Here is a 17,440-nt window from a genome sequence, read left to right on the forward strand (position 1 = left end):
GCGATTTCTTTTATGCGTTTAAACCCCAGCCAACAACGTGCCGTCGAATTTGTTACCGGTCCCTGTCTGGTGCTGGCGGGCGCGGGATCAGGCAAAACCCGCGTGATTACCAACAAAATCGCCCATCTGATTCGTGAATGCGGCTATCAGGCGCGCCATATCGCCGCAGTAACCTTTACCAATAAAGCCTCGCGCGAAATGAAAGAGCGTGTGGCACAGACGCTGGGCCGCAAAGAGGCGCGTGGCCTGCTGATCTCGACTTTCCATACGCTGGGACTGGAGATCATCAAGCGCGAGACGGCGGCGCTGGGCATGAAGTCCAACTTCTCACTGTTCGACGATCAGGATCAGCTCGCCCTGCTAAAAGAGCTGACCAAAGAGTGGCTGGAAGAGGATAAGACGCTGCTACAGCAGCTCATCTCCACCATTTCGAACTGGAAAAATGATCTGATCGATCCGCAGGGCGCCGCCGCGCTGGCGCGCTCGCAGCAGGATAATATCTTTGCCCACTGCTATGCCCTCTACAGCCAGCATCTGAAGGCGTGCAACGTACTGGATTTTGATGACCTGATCCTGCTGCCGACGCTGCTGCTGCAGCGTAATCAGGAAGTGCGCGAGCGCTGGCAGCAGCGTATCCGCTATCTGCTGGTGGATGAGTATCAGGACACCAACACCAGCCAGTATGAACTGGTTAAGCTGCTGGTTGGCGCACGCGCGCGCTTCACAGTAGTCGGCGATGATGACCAGTCGATCTACTCCTGGCGCGGCGCACGGCCGCAGAATCTGGTGCTGCTGAATCAGGATTTCCCGGCGCTGGAGGTGGTGAAGCTGGAGCAGAACTATCGTTCTTCGCAGCGCATACTGAAAGCGGCAAATATCCTGATTGCCAATAATCCGCACGTCTTTGAAAAGCGCCTCTTTTCGGAGCTGGGGCAGGGTAGCGAGTTGAAAGTGCTTACCGCCAACAGCGAAGAGCATGAGGCGGAGCGGGTCACTGGCGAACTGATCGCGCATCACTTTATCAACAAAACGCAGTACAAAGATTACGCGATTCTCTATCGTGGTAACCATCAGTCACGGACCTTTGAAAAGTTTCTGATGCAGAACCGCATCCCTTATCGCATCTCTGGCGGCACCTCCTTCTTCTCACGTCCTGAGATCAAAGATCTGCTCGCCTATCTGCGTGTGCTGACCAATCCCGAGGATGACAGCGCGTTTCTGCGGATCGTCAATACGCCGCGCCGCGAGATTGGCCCGGCGACGCTGCAGAAGCTCGGTGAGTGGGCCAACCTGCGGAGCAAGAGTCTGTTTAACGCCAGCTTTGATGTCGGTCTGGGGCAGACGCTGAGCGGCCGTGGTCTGGAGCATCTGCAGCGCTTCACCCACTGGCTGAATGAGATTATCCAGCTGAGCGAACGTGAGCCGGTGAATGCCGTCCGCGATTTGATTCGCGGCATCGACTACGAAAGCTGGCTATTCGAAACCTCCGGCAGCCCGAAAGCCGCCGAAATGCGGATGAAAAACGTCAATACGCTGTTTCAGTGGATGACTGAAATGCTGGAAGGCAGCGATATTGATGAGCCGATGACGCTGGCGCAGGTGGTAACGCGCTTTACCCTGCGCGACATGATGGAGCGCGGTGAAAGTGATGAAGAGCTTGATCAGGTGCAATTGATGACGCTGCATGCCTCTAAAGGTCTGGAGTTCCCCTATGTATTCCTGGTGGGCATGGAAGAGGGACTGCTGCCGCATCAGAGCAGTATCGATGAGAACAACATCGAAGAGGAGCGTCGCCTGGCTTACGTGGGGATCACGCGGGCGCAGAAAGAACTGACTTTCACCCTGTGTCGCGAGCGCCGGCAGTATGGCGAGTTAATCCGGCCTGAACCAAGTCGTTTCCTGCTGGAGTTGCCCCAGGACGATCTGCAATGGGAGACCGAGCGCAAAGTGGTCAGTGCGGAAGAGCGGATGAAAACCGGGCAGAGTCGGGTCGCCGGGTTGAGAGCGATGCTCGATAAGGCGAAGAAGAGTTAAACCTCGCAGGAGGCGAAGGAGATTCGCCTCACGCGGGTGCCATTACGACAGGGTTAACAACCAGTGGACGTAAGACTGATAGTGGCTTTCCTGCTCCAGCAGTTCGCTGCGCAGCGGATGCGCCTCCAGCCAGCCTGCGGGCAGGGTCAGATGCAGGGCATCATCGTCTGCCAGTAACCGCACTGCAGGCAGAGTGTCGTCGCGACGGCGGGTGGAGAAAATAATCGCCAGCCGCAGCAGACGGCACATCCGTTCCGCCAGGCGCGGCGGCAGCGCGTTTTGCTGAGTCAGCAATGCCAGATCGATGCTGCCGCTCTGATTTTGCAGTAAACAGGCCAGCAGCTTCTTCTGTGCCGGTGTGAAGCCGGGAAGGTCGAGGTGACGCACCAGATACGCCGCGTGCTGCGGCGCATGACGGAAGTCGACGCTCAGGCCAATTTCGTGGATCGCGCAGGCGCTGAGCAGCAGCTCACGACAGCGCTGATCCAGCTTCCACGGCGTGGAAACCTGACCGAAAAAGCTCTCTGCCAGCTGACGCACGCGGTCTGCCTGTTCGACATCGATGCTGAAACGGCGCTGAACGTTGTGCAGCGTGCGGGTACGGATATCGCGGTCAATCGGCAGATGCAGCATGCCGTAAACCAGTCCTTCCCGCAGTGCACCACCTGCCAGCGTCATGCTATCAATGCTGAGCGCCTGGAAGATAGCGATCAGAATCGACAGGCCGCTGGGGAACACCAGTGCCCGTTCCAGCGTCAGTCCTTCAATTTCCAGCTCTTCCAGTTTGCCGCACTGTATAGCGCGCTGCTTCAGCTGCTGCAGTTTATTCAGCGTGATGCGCTCATCCATACCCTGCGCCACCATAATCTCCTGCAGCGCCTGAACCGTGCCGGATGCCCCGACACAGGCCTGCCAGCCCTGCGCACGCAGTTGCGCGGCAATCGGCTGGATCATCTCACGGGCCGCCTGTTCAGCCTGGTCGAAGTTCTCTTTTGCCAGATGACGATCGCTGAAGAAGCGCTCCAGCCACGTCACACAGCCCATCGACAGGCTGAACAGCACTGATGCGTGTGAACCGTCGCCGGTAGCCAGTTCGGTACTGCCGCCGCCGATATCGACCACTAAGCGCTGGTCGGAACCGCCGGTAGTGTGGGCCACGCCCTGATAAATCAGGCGCGCCTCTTCTTCACCGCTGATGACGTTGATGGTACAGCCGAGAATCTGTTGGGCGGTGTTGAGGAAGGTCTGCGCATTGGCAGCCAGACGCAGCGTGGCGGTCGCCACCACGCGAATCTGATCGGGGGGAATATCCTGCAATTGTTCAGAGAAGAGTCTGAGGCATTGCCAGCCACGCGACATCGCATCGGCTGACAACAGGTTATTTTTATCCAGACCGGCAGCAAGGCGAACCTTGCGCTTAATTTTTGCGACGGTCTGAATACTGCCAGAAACTTCGCGCACCACCAACATATGAAAGCTGTTAGACCCTAAATCGATCGCTGCATAAAGTGACGACGCGCTGAGCATGGTGGCCTAACCTGAACGTTTGCGGTTATTGTTGCGTGGAGCACCGCGACGATTGGCGTTATTCCCTCCGCGACGCTGGCCATTGCCGGTACGGCTGCGTTGCAGACGTTTAGGCGGCGGTAAATCGGTTAACAACGCCTCGCTGCTGTACTTGCTGACAGGAATGCTGTGGCCAATGTACTCTTCAATTGAAGGCAGGTTCAGCGCGTACTCTTCACAGGCCAGGCTGATAGAGTGTCCGCTGGCGCCTGCACGACCGGTACGGCCAATACGGTGAACGTAATCTTCACAGTCATCTGGCAGATCGTAGTTAAAGACGTGCGTCACAGCCGGAATGTGCAGACCGCGAGCGGCCACATCGGTGGCGACCAGAATATCCACATCACCTTTGGTGAAGTCATCCAGAATGCGCAGGCGTTTCTTCTGAGCCACGTCGCCGGTCAGCAGACCAACACGGTGTCCATCGGCAGCCAGGTGGCCCCAGATATCTTCACAGCGGTGCTTGGTATTGGCGAAGATAATGGCGCGATCGGGCCACTCTTCTTCCAGCAGGGTCTGCAGCAGGCGCATTTTCTCTTCGTTAGACGGATAGAAAAGCTCTTCCTGAATGCGATGGCCGGTTTTTTGTTCCGGTTCCACTTCCACATATTCAGCACTGTTCATGTGCTCAAACGCCAGTTCACGGACGCGATAAGAGAGCGTCGCCGAGAACAGCATACTCAGACGCTGCGTAGCAGGCGGCATGCGACGGAACAGCCAGCGGATATCTTTAATAAAGCCGAGGTCGAACATGCGATCGGCTTCGTCCAGTACCATGACCTGAATGGCACCGAGGTTGACATGATTCTGCTTCGCGTAATCGATCAGGCGGCCGGTGGTTGCCACCAGAATATCAACGCCCTGTTCCAGCACTTTCAGCTGTTTGTCATAACCGTCTCCGCCATAGGCGAGACCCAGTTTCAGGCCGGTTGAGGCGGTAAGGGGTTCGGCATCCGCATGAATCTGCACAGCAAGTTCACGCGTCGGCGCAAGAATTAAAGCCCGTGGCTGGTTAACCTGACGACCTTCCGCCGCAGGATGTGAGAGAAGATGATGAAACGTTGACGTCAGAAACGCCATCGTTTTGCCGGTACCGGTTTGCGCCTGGCCTGCAACATCACGCCCTGAAAGCGTAAAAGGCAGAGCTAACGCCTGAATCGGCGTGCAGTATTGAAAGCCTTTACTATCAAGGGCTTCCACCACTTTTGGGTGCAGGGCGAAGTCGGAAAACTTCTGTTCAGTTAAGTGTGTTTTGCTCATAGTGTGGTAGAATATCAGCTTACTATCGCTTTACGAAAGCGTATCCGATGAAATAAAGTCAACCAACATTGGTATATATTACGCCAATTCGCCAGGCATAATCTTTGGAGTAAAATATGAGCAGCGATAAAATCGTTCATCTGACTGATGACAGTTTCGACACCGACGTGCTGAAAGCCGACGGCGTTACACTGGTAGATTTCTGGGCTGAATGGTGTGGTCCTTGCAAAATGATCGCGCCCATCCTTGATGAAGTTGCAGAAGAGTATGATGGCAAGCTGACCATCGCTAAGCTGAATATTGATGATAACCCAGGCACGGCGCCGAAATATGGCATTCGTGGTATCCCGACGCTGCTGCTGTTTAAAAATGGCGAAGTCGCCGCGACCAAAGTGGGCGCGCTGTCTAAAGGCCAGCTGAAAGAGTTCCTGAACGCCAACCTGGCGTAATTCAGGGCTGAACGTCTGGCAGTGGTGAATTTATCTCCTGCTGCTGGACGTTCGCTTTCGGGCGTGCTAAGTTACCAATACTGCATTACGAACTTACCTTGTAGTTTGCATCTAAAAGTTTTCCCTTGTTGAACCCTGTCGCCCTGTACCTTATAAAGATAGAACGGTTCAGCAATCTTACGGTTAGCTCCAACTCTGGCATCACATTCGGACATCTGCCTGCATACCGATCGCCATTTCATACGATGATCGTCGGGAAGAGCCGAAAAGAGCCATTAACGGCATGGATTAATTGCCATACCACTCACGACAAACATTCCGAGTATTACCCCGAGTTTAAGAACCCATCACTATGAATCTTACCGAATTAAAGAATACGCCGGTTGCTGAGCTGATTACTCTCGGCGAAAATATGGGGCTGGAAAATCAGGCTCGCATGCGTAAGCAGGACATTATCTTTTCAATCCTGAAGCAGCACGCGAAAAGCGGCGAAGACATCTTTGGTGATGGCGTGCTGGAGATTCTTCAGGATGGATTTGGATTCCTCCGTTCCGGAGACAGCTCCTACCTCGCCGGCCCTGATGATATCTACGTTTCCCCCAGCCAAATCCGCCGCTTTAACCTCCGCACTGGTGACACCATCTCTGGCAAAATCCGTCCACCAAAAGAAGGTGAACGTTATTTTGCGCTGCTGAAAGTTAACGAAGTTAACTACGATAAGCCGGAAAACGCGCGTAATAAGATTCTGTTCGAAAACCTCACGCCGCTGCACGCAAATAAACGTCTGCGTATGGAGCGGGGTAATGGCTCAACGGAAGATTTAACCGCTCGCGTACTCGATCTGGCATCGCCGATTGGTCGTGGTCAGCGTGGTCTGATCGTGGCGCCGCCGAAAGCCGGTAAAACCATGCTGCTGCAGAACATTGCGCAGAGTCTGGCGTACAACTACCCGGATTGCGTGCTGATGGTGCTGCTGATTGACGAGCGCCCGGAAGAAGTGACCGAGATGCAGCGTCTGGTGAAAGGCGAAGTTATTGCCTCAACCTTCGATGAGCCCGCTTCGCGCCACGTTCAGGTTGCTGAAATGGTGATCGAGAAGGCCAAGCGTCTGGTTGAGCATAAAAAAGATGTCATCATCCTGCTCGACTCCATCACACGTCTGGCGCGTGCCTACAACACCGTGGTGCCTGCTTCAGGTAAAGTCCTGACTGGTGGTGTGGATGCCAATGCCCTGCATCGTCCAAAGCGTTTCTTTGGTGCTGCACGTAATGTGGAAGAGGGCGGAAGCCTGACCATCATCGCGACCGCGCTGGTTGATACCGGTTCTAAGATGGATGAAGTCATTTACGAAGAGTTTAAAGGTACCGGTAACATGGAACTGCATCTCGCTCGTAAAATTGCTGAAAAACGCGTCTTCCCGGCGATTGATTACAACCGTTCTGGTACGCGTAAAGAAGAGCTTCTCACCTCTCAGGAAGAGCTGCAGAAGATGTGGATCCTGCGTAAAATTATTCACCCAATGGGCGAAATCGATGCAATGGAATTCCTCATCAACAAGCTGGCGATGACCAAAACCAATGATGAATTCTTCGATATGATGAAGCGTTCATAATCTGATACTGCCAGGCCGGACCACAGATTCGGCTTTTTTAGTTCAAATGCGCAGAAAATCGACCTTACGCCACGTCCCGACGTGGCGTTTTTCATTTGTGAGCTATAGGATTGAACACTGACAGGAGCATTTATAATGACTGTGGTAGTGATGGCGAATTTATGACCGTTCGTCTGTCTCTTTATGCAGAATTCGGAATCCGACACAGCACCAGGCGCGCTTTTTCGCGTATTGTGGTGCGGGATGTTAGCTGAGAGCGTTTAACGTGAATTTACTCACTATGAGTACTGAGCTTGGTTTAATTTTTCTCTTTTCCCTGGCTTTCCTCTTTTTTGCTCGAAAAGCAGCTAAAAAAATTGGTTTGGTTGATAAGCCTAACTCACGTAAGCGCCATCATGGCGCGATTCCGTTGGTGGGCGGCATTTCCGTGTTTGCAGGTATCTGCTTTACGTTTGCCATTACTAATTACTATCTGCCACACGCGCTGCTCTATCTTGGCTGCGCCGGTATTCTGGTGCTGGTTGGTGCACTGGATGACCGCTTCGATATCAGCGTCAAATTCCGCGCGGTCGTGCAGGCCATTGTCGCCCTGGTAATGATGTTTGGCGCAAAGCTCTATCTGCTCAGCCTGGGCTTTATCGTCGGTCCGTTCGAGCTTATCGTGGGCCCCTTCGGCTATGTGCTGACGCTGTTTGCCGTCTGGGCTGCGATCAACGCCTTTAATATGGTAGACGGGATCGATGGCCTGCTGGGCGGACTCTCCTCGGTCACCTTTGCCGCAATGGGGATTATCCTCTACTTCGACGGCCAGACGAGCCTGGCGATGTGGTGTTTTGCGATGATTGCCGCCACGCTGCCCTATATTTTGCTTAACCTCGGCTTCCTGGGGCGTCGCTTCAAAGTCTTTATGGGCGATGCCGGCAGCACCATGATCGGCTTCACCATTATCTGGATTCTGCTGGAAACAACGCAGGGTCTGAGCCATCCCATTACACCCGTTACCGCACTTTGGCTGATAGCCATTCCGCTGATGGATATGGTGGCGATTATGTATCGTCGCCTGCGCAAAGGCATGAGCCCGTTCTCGGCTGATCGTCAGCACATCCACCATCTGATTATGCGTGCCGGTTTTACCTCGCGTCAGGCCTTTGTCCTGATTACCGTTGCGGCGGCCATCCTCGCCGGTATCGGTGTACTGGGTGAATATCTGGCGTTTATCCCGGAGTGGGTGATGCTGCTGCTGTTCCTGGGCGCTTTTATGGTTTATGGCTACTGCCTGAAACATGCGTGGCGCGTGGCGCGACGCGTCCGGCGTATCAAGCGTCGTCTGAGTCATCATCGCGAAGCAAAAAATAAATGAACCCGATGCTGAAAAAGGATACCTCTGCCATGCCTGCTGACGTTGTGGACAACGAACTGGATATTCGCGGCCTGAGCTGCCGTTTATGGCGTGGTAAACGCTGGATTGTCGGGCTGGCACTGCTGTTTGCTCTGATCGCCTGGCTGGCTACGCTGCTGCTGAAACAGGTCTGGAGCACCACGGCGATCACCGATCGCCCGACGGTGAACATGCTGGGCTCTTACTATGCACAGCAGCAGTTCCTGACCAATCTGGATGTGCGCAACAATGCCCTGACGCTGGCTGCGCCGTCACCGACGGTCATGGATCAGGTTTATCAGGAGTTCACCATGCAGCTTGCCTCCTGGGATACGCGTCGGGAGTTCTGGCAGCAAACGGATTACTACAGGAACCGTAAAACCGGCAATGCGCATAACGATGCCGCGCTGCTCGACGATTTAATTGGCAACATCCTGTTCACGCCCGCTGACGCGGCACATAACCTGCCCGATAACGTCAAACTTAAAGCGGAAACCGCGGGCGACGCCAACAATCTGCTGCGTCAGTACATCGCCTATGCGAGTGAGCGCGCCGCTCGTCACCTGAATGATGAGTTAAAAGGTGCCTGGCGGGCGCGTACCGACCAGTTGCAGGCGCAGGTGAAACGTCAGGAAGATGTGGCTAACGCTGTATTCCAGCGCCAGCAGCATCGGCTGGAACAGGCGCTGAAAGTTGCGAGCCAGCAGGGTATCAACGAGAAACAGACGCGCGAAGCGGGTGAGAATCTGGCAGACAGCGACCTGTTCCTGCTGGGCCAGCCCGTTTTACAGGGACAGCTCGATACCCTGCGCGCCACCGGTCCGGGGTTTGATATCAGCTATGATCAGAACAGAGCAATGCTGACCACGCTGCAGACCGGGCCAAAACTGAATAGCCAGTTCCAGACCTACCGTTATCTGCGTACGCCGGAAGAGCCGGTATCACGGGACAGTCCGCGACGTCTGTTCATGATGATTATGTGGGGTGCCGTTGGGGCATTAACAGGCGCGGGTGTGGCGCTGGCACGTCGTCCGCGTCTGATGTCAGACACGCATGATTGAGAGAAACAGTGTGAAAGTTCTGACCGTATTTGGTACTCGTCCGGAAGCGATTAAAATGGCGCCGCTGGTGCAGGCGCTGTCGCAGGATCCCGCTTTTGAATCGCGACTGTGCGTGACCGCACAGCATCGCGAAATGCTCGATCAGGTGCTGCGTCTGTTCAAGCTGGAACCGGACTATGATCTCAATATTATGCGTCCTGAACAGGGACTGACCGAGATCACCTGCCGCATTTTAGAAGGCATGAAAACCGTCCTGCTCGACTTTAAACCGGATATCGTGCTGGTGCATGGTGACACCACCACGACGCTGGCGGCGAGCCTGGCGGCTTTTTATCAGCAAATCCCCGTCGGGCATGTGGAGGCGGGTCTGCGTACCGGCGATCTCGCCTCGCCGTGGCCTGAAGAGGGTAACCGTAAGCTCACCGGCCATCTTGCCCGCCTGCACTTCACGCCCACCACCCGCTCGCGTCAGAACCTGTTGCGGGAGAATCTGCCCGATGCGCGCATCGTCGTCACCGGTAATACGGTCATTGATGCGCTGCTGTGGGTGCGCGATCGGGTGCTGGACGACAGCAATCTGAACGCACAGCTGGCGGCGCGCTATCCGTTTCTCGACCCGGATAAGAAACTGGTGCTGGTTACCGGACATCGGCGTGAGAGCTTTGGCGGCGGTTTTGAACGTATCTGCAGCGCGCTGGCGCAGGTTGCCCGCCAGCATCCCGAGGCGCAGATTGTCTATCCGGTACATCTCAATCCCAATGTCAGCGAGCCGGTTAACCGGATACTCAGCGGCATTGAGAATATCATTCTGATTGAACCGCAGGAGTACCTGCCTTTTGTCTGGCTGATGAACCGCGCCTGGCTGATCCTTACCGATTCCGGCGGCATTCAGGAGGAAGCGCCTTCACTGGGCAAGCCGGTGTTGGTGATGCGCGACACCACCGAGCGCCCTGAAGCCGTCGATGCCGGTACCGTCAAACTGGTCGGGACGGATATTGCCAGAATCGTGGCCAGCGTCAGCGAATTGCTGAGCGACGACGAGGCCTGGCAGGCGATGAGCCATGCCCATAATCCGTATGGCGATGGCAAAGCCTGTGGTCGTATTTTACAAGCCTTAAAAGATAACCGAGCCGAATTATGAGTTTTGAAACCATCTCTGTGATTGGACTGGGATACATTGGGCTGCCGACGGCAGCCGTTTTTGCCTCAAAGGGAAAAAAAGTGGTGGGCGTGGATATCAATGCGCGCGCCGTAGAAACCATCAATCGTGGCGCGATCCACATTGTGGAACCCGATTTAGATCAGGTGGTGCATGCGGCTGTTGCGCGTGGCGACCTGCGTGCCACCACCCAGCCTGAAGCCGCTGACGCTTTTCTGATCGCCGTACCGACGCCATTCAAAGATGATCATCAGCCCGACCTGCGCTTTGTAAAAGCTGCGGCGGAGTCGATTGCACCGGTTCTGAAAAAGGGCGATCTGGTGATTCTGGAGTCGACCTCGCCGGTGGGCAGCACCGAACAGATGGCCGACTGGCTGGCTGCGGCACGTCCCGACCTGCGCTTTCCGCAGCACGGTGAGACGCCCGATATTTTTGTCGCCTACTGCCCGGAGCGCGTACTGCCGGGTCAGGTGATGGTTGAGCTGATTAACAACGACCGGGTGATTGGCGGCATGACCCCCGCCTGTTCTGTCCGCGCCAGCGAGCTTTATCGGCTATTTTTAAAAGGTGAATGCGTTGAAACTAACGCCCGTACCGCCGAGATGTGCAAGCTGACCGAAAACAGCTTCCGTGACGTGAATATCGCCTTTGCCAATGAGCTGTCGCTGATTTGTGCCGATCAGGGCATTAACGTCTGGGAGCTGATTGCGCTGGCGAATCGCCATCCGCGCGTCAACATTCTGCAGCCTGGTCCGGGCGTCGGCGGTCACTGTATCGCCGTCGATCCCTGGTTTATCGTGGCGCAGAATCCCGAATTAGCCCGCCTGATCCGCACCGCGCGCGAGGTGAATGATGCCAAGCCGCAGTGGGTGCTGGACCAGGTGAAAACCGCGCTGGCGGACTGCCTGACGCAGACCGGCAAGCGCGCCAGTGATATCACCATTGCCTGCTTTGGCCTGGCCTTTAAACCCAATATCGACGACCTGCGCGAAAGCCCGGCGGTGGGCGTGGCACAGAAGATTGCCGAATGGCACAGCGGCACCACCTGGATAGTTGAACCGCACATTGAGCAGCTTGCAGATTCTCTGGCTGACAAAGCAGAGCTGGTTTCCAGCGCGCAGGCGCTGGACCAGGCCGATATTTTGGTGATGCTGGTCGATCACCGCGCCTTCCGCACCATTGATGCCGCCGACGTTCAGCAGAACTGGATTGTCGACACCAAAGGTGTCTGGCGATGAAGCGTTTTCTGATCACGGGCGGTGCCGGTTTTATCGGCTCGGCTCTGGTGCGCTTTATCCTTTAAACGGCTTATCTGTGTGGCCGCCTGGCGTAACAACTGGCTCAGTGATGACCAGCTGCGTGCTGCCGGTGAAGCGCTGACAAAAACCGGCTACGGCCAATACCTGCTGGATTTATTACATGTCCGTCCACGTCAGTATTAATCCCCTTAGCTGGGAAAGTGCATTCTTCGGTGTTGAGACCGTGCGGCTGGAGCCGGAAGGTGACATTCCGCTGGAGCAGGCGCTGCATCATCCCTGTGCGCTGATGCAGATGAAAGTGGCTGCCAGCGAGACGGCGTTGATTGATACGCTGCAGCAGCATCAGTTCCAGCTGGCAGAAGGCGAGGCGGACCTGACGCTGGCGATTAAAGAGACAGAACGGCAGGCGGGGATTCGCATTGCGCGCGAAGCACAGATTCCGCAACTGCGTGATGCAGCGTCACAGCTTTTCAGCCAGAGCCGTTTTCGCGCGGCCTGGTACGCACCGGACGCCAGCGGCCGTTTTTATGCGCAGTGGATTGAGAATGCGGTGCGTGGGACGTTTGACGATCAGTGTCTGGTGGCCAGTGATGCCACCGGTCAGCTGCAGGGATTTGTTTCGCTGCGCGCGGTGGATGGCGATGCTCGCATTGGCCTGCTGGGCGTAATGCCTGACGCGCAGGGTCAGGGGCTGGGTCAGCGACTGCTACTGGCGGCGGCTGACTGGGCGCGGGTAAGGCAGTTGGCTCAGCTTCGGGTGGCTACCCAGCTCAGTAATCTCACGGCGATGCGCCTCTATTTACGCAGCGGTGCCCGACTCGACAGCACCGCCTACTGGTTTTACAGGAAAGGTCATGATTCCATTTAATGCGCCCCCGATTGTGGGCACAGAAATTGAGTATATGCAGTCGGCGATGAACAGCGGCAAGCTGTGCGGCGACGGCGGCTTCACCCGTCGTTGTCAGCAGTGGATGGAGCAGCGTTTTGGCAGCAAAAAAGTGCTGCTGACTCCCTCCTGTACCGCTTCGCTGGAGATGGCAGCGCTGTTAATCGATCTGCAGCCCGGCGATGAGGTGATCATGCCGAGCTATACCTTTGTCTCAACCGCCAACGCCTTTGTGCTGCGCGGCGCGCGCATCGTGTTTGTCGATGTGCGCCCGGACACCATGAACATCGATGAAACGCTGATCGAAGCCGCCATCACTGAAAAAACCCGCGCCATTGTGCCGGTGCATTACGCAGGCGTAGCCTGTGAAATGGACACCATCATGGCGCTGGCGGCTAAGCATAAGCTGTTTGTGATTGAAGATGCGGCGCAGGGCGTGATGTCACGCTACAAAGGCCGTGCGCTGGGCACCATCGGTCATATTGGCTGCTTCAGTTTCCACGAAACCAAGAATTATACTGCCGGTGGTGAAGGGGGCGCGACGCTGATCAACGACGCCAGCCTGGTCGAGCGCGCCGAGATCGTGCGGGAAAAAGGCACCAACCGCAGCCAGTTCTTCCGGGGTCAGGTCGATAAATATACCTGGCGCGATATGGGGTCGAGCTACCTGATGGCCGACTTGCAGGCCGCCTATCTCTGGGCGCAGCTGGAAGCCGCTGAACGCATCAACCAGCAGCGGTTACGCATCTGGCAGCGTTATTATGACGCACTCCAGCCGCTGGCGGCTCAGGGCCGCATCAGTCTGCCAGTGATCCCCGCCAGCTGCGAACACAATGCGCACATGTTCTACATCAAACTGCGCGATCAGGACGATCGCCAGGCGCTGATCAACTGGATGAAAGAAGCAGAGATACTGACAGTGTTCCACTATATTCCGCTGCACAGTTCACCTGCCGGTGAGCGTTTCTCGCAATTTGTCGGTGACGATCGCTTCACCACGCTGGAAAGTGAACGTCTGCTGCGCCTGCCGCTGTTTTATAACCTGTCGGATAATAATCAGAGCACGGTTATCAGCTCGCTGCTGAGCTTCTTTTCCTGATGTCATTAGCCAGAGCCTCAGTGTGGACCGCATCGTCCACGCTGGTAAAAATTGTGTCTGGTCTGCTGGTGGTCAAACTGCTGGCAGTCAGCTTCGGCCCCGAAGGTGTTGGCCAGGCAGGTAACTTCCGGCAGTTGATCACCGTGCTGGGTGTGCTGGCGGGCGCGGGCATCTTCAACGGCGTCACCACCTATGTGGCGCAGTATCAGCAGCAGCCCGGACCACTCCGGGCGATGGTGGGCACGGCATCGGCTATGGTGCTGGGCTTTTCCGGCGTGCTGGCGCTGCTGTTTCTGCTGGCGGCAGCCCCCATCAGCACCGCGCTGTTTGGTCATGACCGCTATCAGGGCGTCATCCGCGTCGTCGCCTTTCTTCAGCTCGGCATCGCCTGGGCCAACTTTACCCTGGCGCTGCTGAAGGGCTATCGTGACGCGCGTGGGAATGCGCTGGCGCTGATTCTCGGCAGCCTGACTGGCGTGGCGGGCTATCTGCTCTGCTGGTGGCTGGGCGGTTATCAGGGCGCATTGATCGGCCTGGCGCTGGTGCCAGCTTTGCTGCTGCTGCCTGCGCTACTGATGCTGAAACGCCGTGCGCCGCTACCGCTGAGCTGGCTGCGGCCACAATGGCATCCTGAGCTGGCGCGTAATCTGGCAAAATATACCCTGATGGCGCTGATCACGGCGGTGACCTTACCGGTTGCCTGGGTAATGATGCGTAACCTGCTGGCAGAGCAGGAGGGCTGGGCGCAGGTCGGGTTGTGGCAGGGTGTGACCAGCATTTCCGATGCCTATCTGCAGTTTATCACCGCGACGTTTAGCGTCTGGCTGCTGCCGACGCTTGCGCGGCTCGACAACAAACGCGACATCGCACGTGAGATTGGCCGTGCACTGCGCTTTGTCCTGCCCGCCGTGGCGGTTGCCAGCTTCGCCGTCTGGGTACTGCGTGACTTCGCCATCAGCCTGCTGTTCTCTCAGGCTTTTCGCGGGATGCGCGATCTTTTTGTGTGGCAGCTGTGCGGCGATGTTTTTAAAGTCGGTGCCTATGTTTTCGGATATCTGGTTATCGCCAAAGCCTCGCTGCGCTTTTATGTTCTGACTGAGATTAGCCAGTTTCTGTTGCTGACCCTGTTCTCACGCTGGCTGATCCCGTTACATGGCGCGACGGGTGCGGCGCAGGCCTATATGTTTACCTATATGGCTTACTTTGCCCTGTGTTGTGGCGCTTTTATTGTTTACTGCCGGAAAAAATGACTTTAATTCACGTTTTGGGATCGGACATTCCCCACCACAATCTTACGGTGCTGCGCTTTTTCAATGACGTTCTCAGCGTTGAGCAGCCTGCGGCTTTCCCACGCCATTTTATGGTGGTGACGCAGCAGCCAGAGAGCCTGTCTCCGTTCAGTGCGTTACAGATTGAGTGCTTTACCAGCAAGAAAGTGCTGGCGCAGGCGGTTTTGCAGCGGGCCAGGAATCGTCAGCAGCGTTTTTTCTGCCACGGTCAGTTTAACCCGTGGATCTGGCTGGCATTACTCAGCGGTAAGCTGCGCCGTTCTCAGCTGTTCTGGCACGTCTGGGGCGCCGACCTCTATGAAGATTCGCGCAGCCTGAAGTTTCGCCTGTTCTATCTGGTCCGCCGGATAGCACAGGGACGTGTTGCGCAGGTTTTTGCGACCCGAGGCGACCTGCATCACTATCAGCAGCGCCATCGCCGCGTTCCCGGTTCACTGCTCTATTTCCCGACCAGAATGCCGGATGCTGCCGTTGAGTCTGCGCCGTCAGAGCCGTTTACGCTGCTGCTGGGCAATTCGGGCGATCCGAGTAACCGACATATTGAAGGCTTAAAGGCGATTCACGCGCAGTTTGGCGAGCAGGTGCGCATCGAGGTGCCGCTGGGCTATCCGCCGGGCAATGAGGCGTACATCAGCCAGATTCAGGCCGCAGCAAAGACGCTGTTTCCTGACGGTCAGGTGAATCTGCTGCGTGAAAATCTGGCATTTGATGATTACTTAGCGCTGCTGGCGCGCTGCCATGTCGGCTATTTTATGTTTGAACGTCAGCAGGGGGTGGGAACACTTTGCCTGCTGATCCAGGCCAACGTGCCGTTTGTTCTGACCCGCAAAAACCCATTCTGGCGTGATGTGGCTGAGCAGCAGCTTCCGGTACTCTTCAGCGAAGATACGCTGTCGCCTGCGGTGATCGCCGAGGCACGCCGGCAGCTGATGCGCTGTGATAAACAGGCTATCGGCTTCTTTGCGCCAGGTTATCTCGCAGGCTGGCGAGCCGCGTTACAGCTCAGCGAAGGGGAGTTGTCATGAGTCTTATGCAGTTTGGCGGCCTGCTGGTGGTCTATCTGCTGTCGCTGGTTTTTATTCTGACGCTGACCTGGCGGGAGTTTAAGCGCGTCCGTTTTAACTTCCATCTGTTCTTTACGCTGCTGTTTCTGCTGACCTTTTACTTTGGCTTCCCGCTGACCTCCGTGCTGGTGTTTCGCTTTAACGTGGACGTGATGCCGGTTGAGAATCTGCTGGAGGCGCTGCTGTCGGCCACAGCGTTTTACGCCATTTATTACGTCAGCTATAAAGTGCGGCTGAAACCGGCCAGCGCGCCTCCGGCTAAGCCCTGGCTGCAGATGAATCGGGTTGAAACCCACCTGACCTGTGTGATTCTGGCGCTGGTCGCGCTGGGTACCGTGACGGTGTTCTTCATTCACAACGGTTTTCTGCTGTTCCGCCTGACCGCTTATAACCAGATTTTCTCCAGCGAAGTATCGGGCGTGGCGCTTAAGCGCTTCTTCTATTTCTTTATTCCGGCGATGCTGATCCCCTACTTTTTACGGCCGACCCGCCGCAACTGGCTGCTGTTTTTGGTCGTGACGGTGGCCTTTGGTTTACTGACGTATGCACTGGTGGGCGGAACACGCGCCAATATCATTATTGCGTTTGCCCTGTTCCTGTTTATCGGCATTACCCGTGGCTGGATCACTCTGTGGATGCTGGCAACGGCGGGTGTGATGGCAATTGGGGGGATGTTCTGGCTGGCGCTGCGCCGCTATAACCTCGACGTGATGGGCGATGAAGCGTTCTATACCTTCCTGTATCTGACGCGTGATACCTTCTCGCCGTGGGAGAATCTTGCCCGGCTGCTGGATAACTACGACAAAATTGAGTTTCAGGGGCTGGCACCACTGTGGCGTGATTTCTACGTGTTTATTCCGACCTGGCTCTGGCCCGATCGCCCGCTGGCGGTGTTGAACAGTGCCAACTACTTCACCTGGGAAGTGCTGAACAACCATTCTGGCCTGGCGATTTCACCCACGCTGATTGGCTCTCTGGTCGTGATGGGCGGCGTCTGGGCGATTCCGATCGGTGCGGTAGTGGTAGGGATGATTATTAAAGCCTTTGATGCGATCTATCAGCGTGGCTGCCTTGAGGCCAACCGGTACACCGGCGCCATCCTGCAAAGCTTCTGTTTTGGCGCGGTGTTTAACATGATCGTACTGGCACGCGAGGGCCTCGATGCGTTCGGCTCACGTGTGGTGTTTTTCTGCCTCATTTTTGCTGCCTGTCTGGGCATGGCTAAATTACTTTTCTGGTTACTGGATCGCGCAGGTTTAATTCGCGACCGCAGCAGGCGGGTGTTGCACAGCCCGCTTTGATTAACCTCTGGGATTAACGGAAG

14 protein-coding genes and 1 pseudogene are annotated in these 17,440 nt (G+C 56.1%); 13 read left to right on the forward strand and 2 right to left on the reverse strand.

Features of this window, described 5'->3' with window-relative positions:
• Positions 1-12: 12 nt before the first annotated feature.
• A complete protein-coding gene (rep, locus tag AC6I8J_RS00710; RefSeq protein WP_161733871.1) occupies positions 13-2,034 on the forward strand; it encodes a DNA helicase Rep in 2,022 nt (673 codons plus the stop codon).
• Between the two features lie 42 nt (positions 2,035-2,076).
• Here the strand turns inward: rep and gppA are convergent, their stop codons facing one another.
• Positions 2,077-3,561, reverse strand: coding sequence for a guanosine-5'-triphosphate,3'-diphosphate diphosphatase (gene gppA, locus AC6I8J_RS00715; protein WP_161733873.1), 1,485 nt, complete (start codon positions 3,559-3,561; stop codon positions 2,077-2,079).
• A gap of 6 nt (positions 3,562-3,567) precedes the next feature.
• On the reverse strand, positions 3,568-4,860 hold the full coding sequence (gene rhlB / locus AC6I8J_RS00720; protein ID WP_150013289.1) for an ATP-dependent RNA helicase RhlB: 1,293 nt from the start codon (positions 4,858-4,860) through the stop codon (positions 3,568-3,570).
• A gap of 116 nt (positions 4,861-4,976) precedes the next feature.
• Between rhlB and trxA the strand changes: the two genes are divergently transcribed.
• The 12 genes and pseudogenes from trxA to wzyE all read left to right on the forward strand — a co-directional run bounded on the left by trxA (position 4,977) and on the right by wzyE (position 17,417).
• A complete protein-coding gene (gene trxA / locus AC6I8J_RS00725) occupies positions 4,977-5,309 on the forward strand; it encodes a thioredoxin TrxA (RefSeq protein WP_003851963.1) in 333 nt (110 codons plus the stop codon).
• A 352-nt stretch (positions 5,310-5,661) separates the two neighbouring features.
• Positions 5,662-6,921, forward strand: a complete 1,260-nt coding sequence (rho, locus tag AC6I8J_RS00730; protein ID WP_003851960.1) for a transcription termination factor Rho — start codon at positions 5,662-5,664, stop codon at positions 6,919-6,921.
• A 280-nt stretch (positions 6,922-7,201) separates the two neighbouring features.
• Positions 7,202-8,281, forward strand: a complete 1,080-nt coding sequence (wecA, locus tag AC6I8J_RS00735; RefSeq protein WP_161733875.1) for a UDP-N-acetylglucosamine--undecaprenyl-phosphate N-acetylglucosaminephosphotransferase — start codon at positions 7,202-7,204, stop codon at positions 8,279-8,281.
• Between the two features lie 5 nt (positions 8,282-8,286).
• Entirely contained in the window at positions 8,287-9,360 is a 1,074-nt protein-coding gene (wzzE, locus tag AC6I8J_RS00740) for an ECA polysaccharide chain length modulation protein (protein ID WP_256497782.1), read from the forward strand.
• 10 nt (positions 9,361-9,370) lie between these two features.
• Complete coding sequence (gene wecB, locus AC6I8J_RS00745; RefSeq protein WP_161733877.1) at positions 9,371-10,501, forward strand: non-hydrolyzing UDP-N-acetylglucosamine 2-epimerase; 1,131 nt, start codon at positions 9,371-9,373, stop codon at positions 10,499-10,501.
• A complete protein-coding gene (gene wecC, locus AC6I8J_RS00750; RefSeq protein ID WP_497824999.1) occupies positions 10,498-11,757 on the forward strand; it encodes a UDP-N-acetyl-D-mannosamine dehydrogenase in 1,260 nt (419 codons plus the stop codon). Before wecB ends, wecC begins: the two co-directional genes overlap by 4 nt.
• 84 nt (positions 11,758-11,841) lie before the next feature.
• Positions 11,842-11,961: pseudogene (locus AC6I8J_RS00755) on the forward strand (glucose-1-phosphate thymidylyltransferase 2 RmlA2); the annotation flags it as partial.
• Positions 11,939-12,646, forward strand: coding sequence for a dTDP-4-amino-4,6-dideoxy-D-galactose acyltransferase (gene rffC / locus AC6I8J_RS00760; protein WP_222924758.1), 708 nt, complete (start codon positions 11,939-11,941; stop codon positions 12,644-12,646). The pseudogene AC6I8J_RS00755 and the gene rffC, both read left to right, overlap by 23 nt.
• Positions 12,633-13,763 carry a dTDP-4-amino-4,6-dideoxygalactose transaminase gene (gene rffA / locus AC6I8J_RS00765; RefSeq protein ID WP_033784417.1) on the forward strand — a complete coding sequence of 377 codons (1,131 nt, stop codon included), beginning with the start codon at positions 12,633-12,635 and terminating at the stop codon, positions 13,761-13,763. The genes rffC and rffA overlap by 14 nt, the downstream gene beginning before the upstream one ends.
• Positions 13,763-15,013, forward strand: a complete 1,251-nt coding sequence (gene wzxE, locus AC6I8J_RS00770) for a lipid III flippase WzxE (RefSeq protein WP_161733884.1) — start codon at positions 13,763-13,765, stop codon at positions 15,011-15,013. Before rffA ends, wzxE begins: the two co-directional genes overlap by 1 nt.
• On the forward strand, positions 15,010-16,077 hold the full coding sequence (wecF, locus tag AC6I8J_RS00775) for a TDP-N-acetylfucosamine:lipid II N-acetylfucosaminyltransferase (protein ID WP_497825000.1): 1,068 nt from the start codon (positions 15,010-15,012) through the stop codon (positions 16,075-16,077). Before wzxE ends, wecF begins: the two co-directional genes overlap by 4 nt.
• Complete coding sequence (gene wzyE / locus AC6I8J_RS00780) at positions 16,074-17,417, forward strand: ECA oligosaccharide polymerase (RefSeq protein ID WP_161733888.1); 1,344 nt, start codon at positions 16,074-16,076, stop codon at positions 17,415-17,417. The genes wecF and wzyE overlap by 4 nt, the downstream gene beginning before the upstream one ends.
• Positions 17,418-17,440: the final 23 nt, after the last annotated feature.

This window comes from Pantoea sp. X-Soil-ISGK-355, assembly GCF_059730805.1.

What these genes read in the sequence shown, in the direction of transcription:
- rep (WP_161733871.1), top strand. Translation starts at nt 13, where the DNA reads ATGCGTTTAAACCCCAGCCAACAACGTGCCGTCGAATTTGTTACCGGT.
- gppA (WP_161733873.1), bottom strand. Translation starts at nt 3,561, where the DNA reads ATGCTCAGCGCGTCGTCACTTTATGCAGCGATCGATTTAGGGTCTAAC.
- rhlB (WP_150013289.1), bottom strand. Translation starts at nt 4,860, where the DNA reads ATGAGCAAAACACACTTAACTGAACAGAAGTTTTCCGACTTCGCCCTG.
- trxA (WP_003851963.1), top strand. Translation starts at nt 4,977, where the DNA reads ATGAGCAGCGATAAAATCGTTCATCTGACTGATGACAGTTTCGACACC.
- rho (WP_003851960.1), top strand. Translation starts at nt 5,662, where the DNA reads ATGAATCTTACCGAATTAAAGAATACGCCGGTTGCTGAGCTGATTACT.
- wecA (WP_161733875.1), top strand. Translation starts at nt 7,202, where the DNA reads ATGAGTACTGAGCTTGGTTTAATTTTTCTCTTTTCCCTGGCTTTCCTC.
- wzzE (WP_256497782.1), top strand. Translation starts at nt 8,287, where the DNA reads ATGCTGAAAAAGGATACCTCTGCCATGCCTGCTGACGTTGTGGACAAC.
- wecC (WP_497824999.1), top strand. Translation starts at nt 10,498, where the DNA reads ATGAGTTTTGAAACCATCTCTGTGATTGGACTGGGATACATTGGGCTG.
- rffC (WP_222924758.1), top strand. Translation starts at nt 11,939, where the DNA reads ATGTCCGTCCACGTCAGTATTAATCCCCTTAGCTGGGAAAGTGCATTC.
- rffA (WP_033784417.1), top strand. Translation starts at nt 12,633, where the DNA reads ATGATTCCATTTAATGCGCCCCCGATTGTGGGCACAGAAATTGAGTAT.
- wzxE (WP_161733884.1), top strand. Translation starts at nt 13,763, where the DNA reads ATGTCATTAGCCAGAGCCTCAGTGTGGACCGCATCGTCCACGCTGGTA.
- wecF (WP_497825000.1), top strand. Translation starts at nt 15,010, where the DNA reads ATGACTTTAATTCACGTTTTGGGATCGGACATTCCCCACCACAATCTT.
- wzyE (WP_161733888.1), top strand. Translation starts at nt 16,074, where the DNA reads ATGAGTCTTATGCAGTTTGGCGGCCTGCTGGTGGTCTATCTGCTGTCG.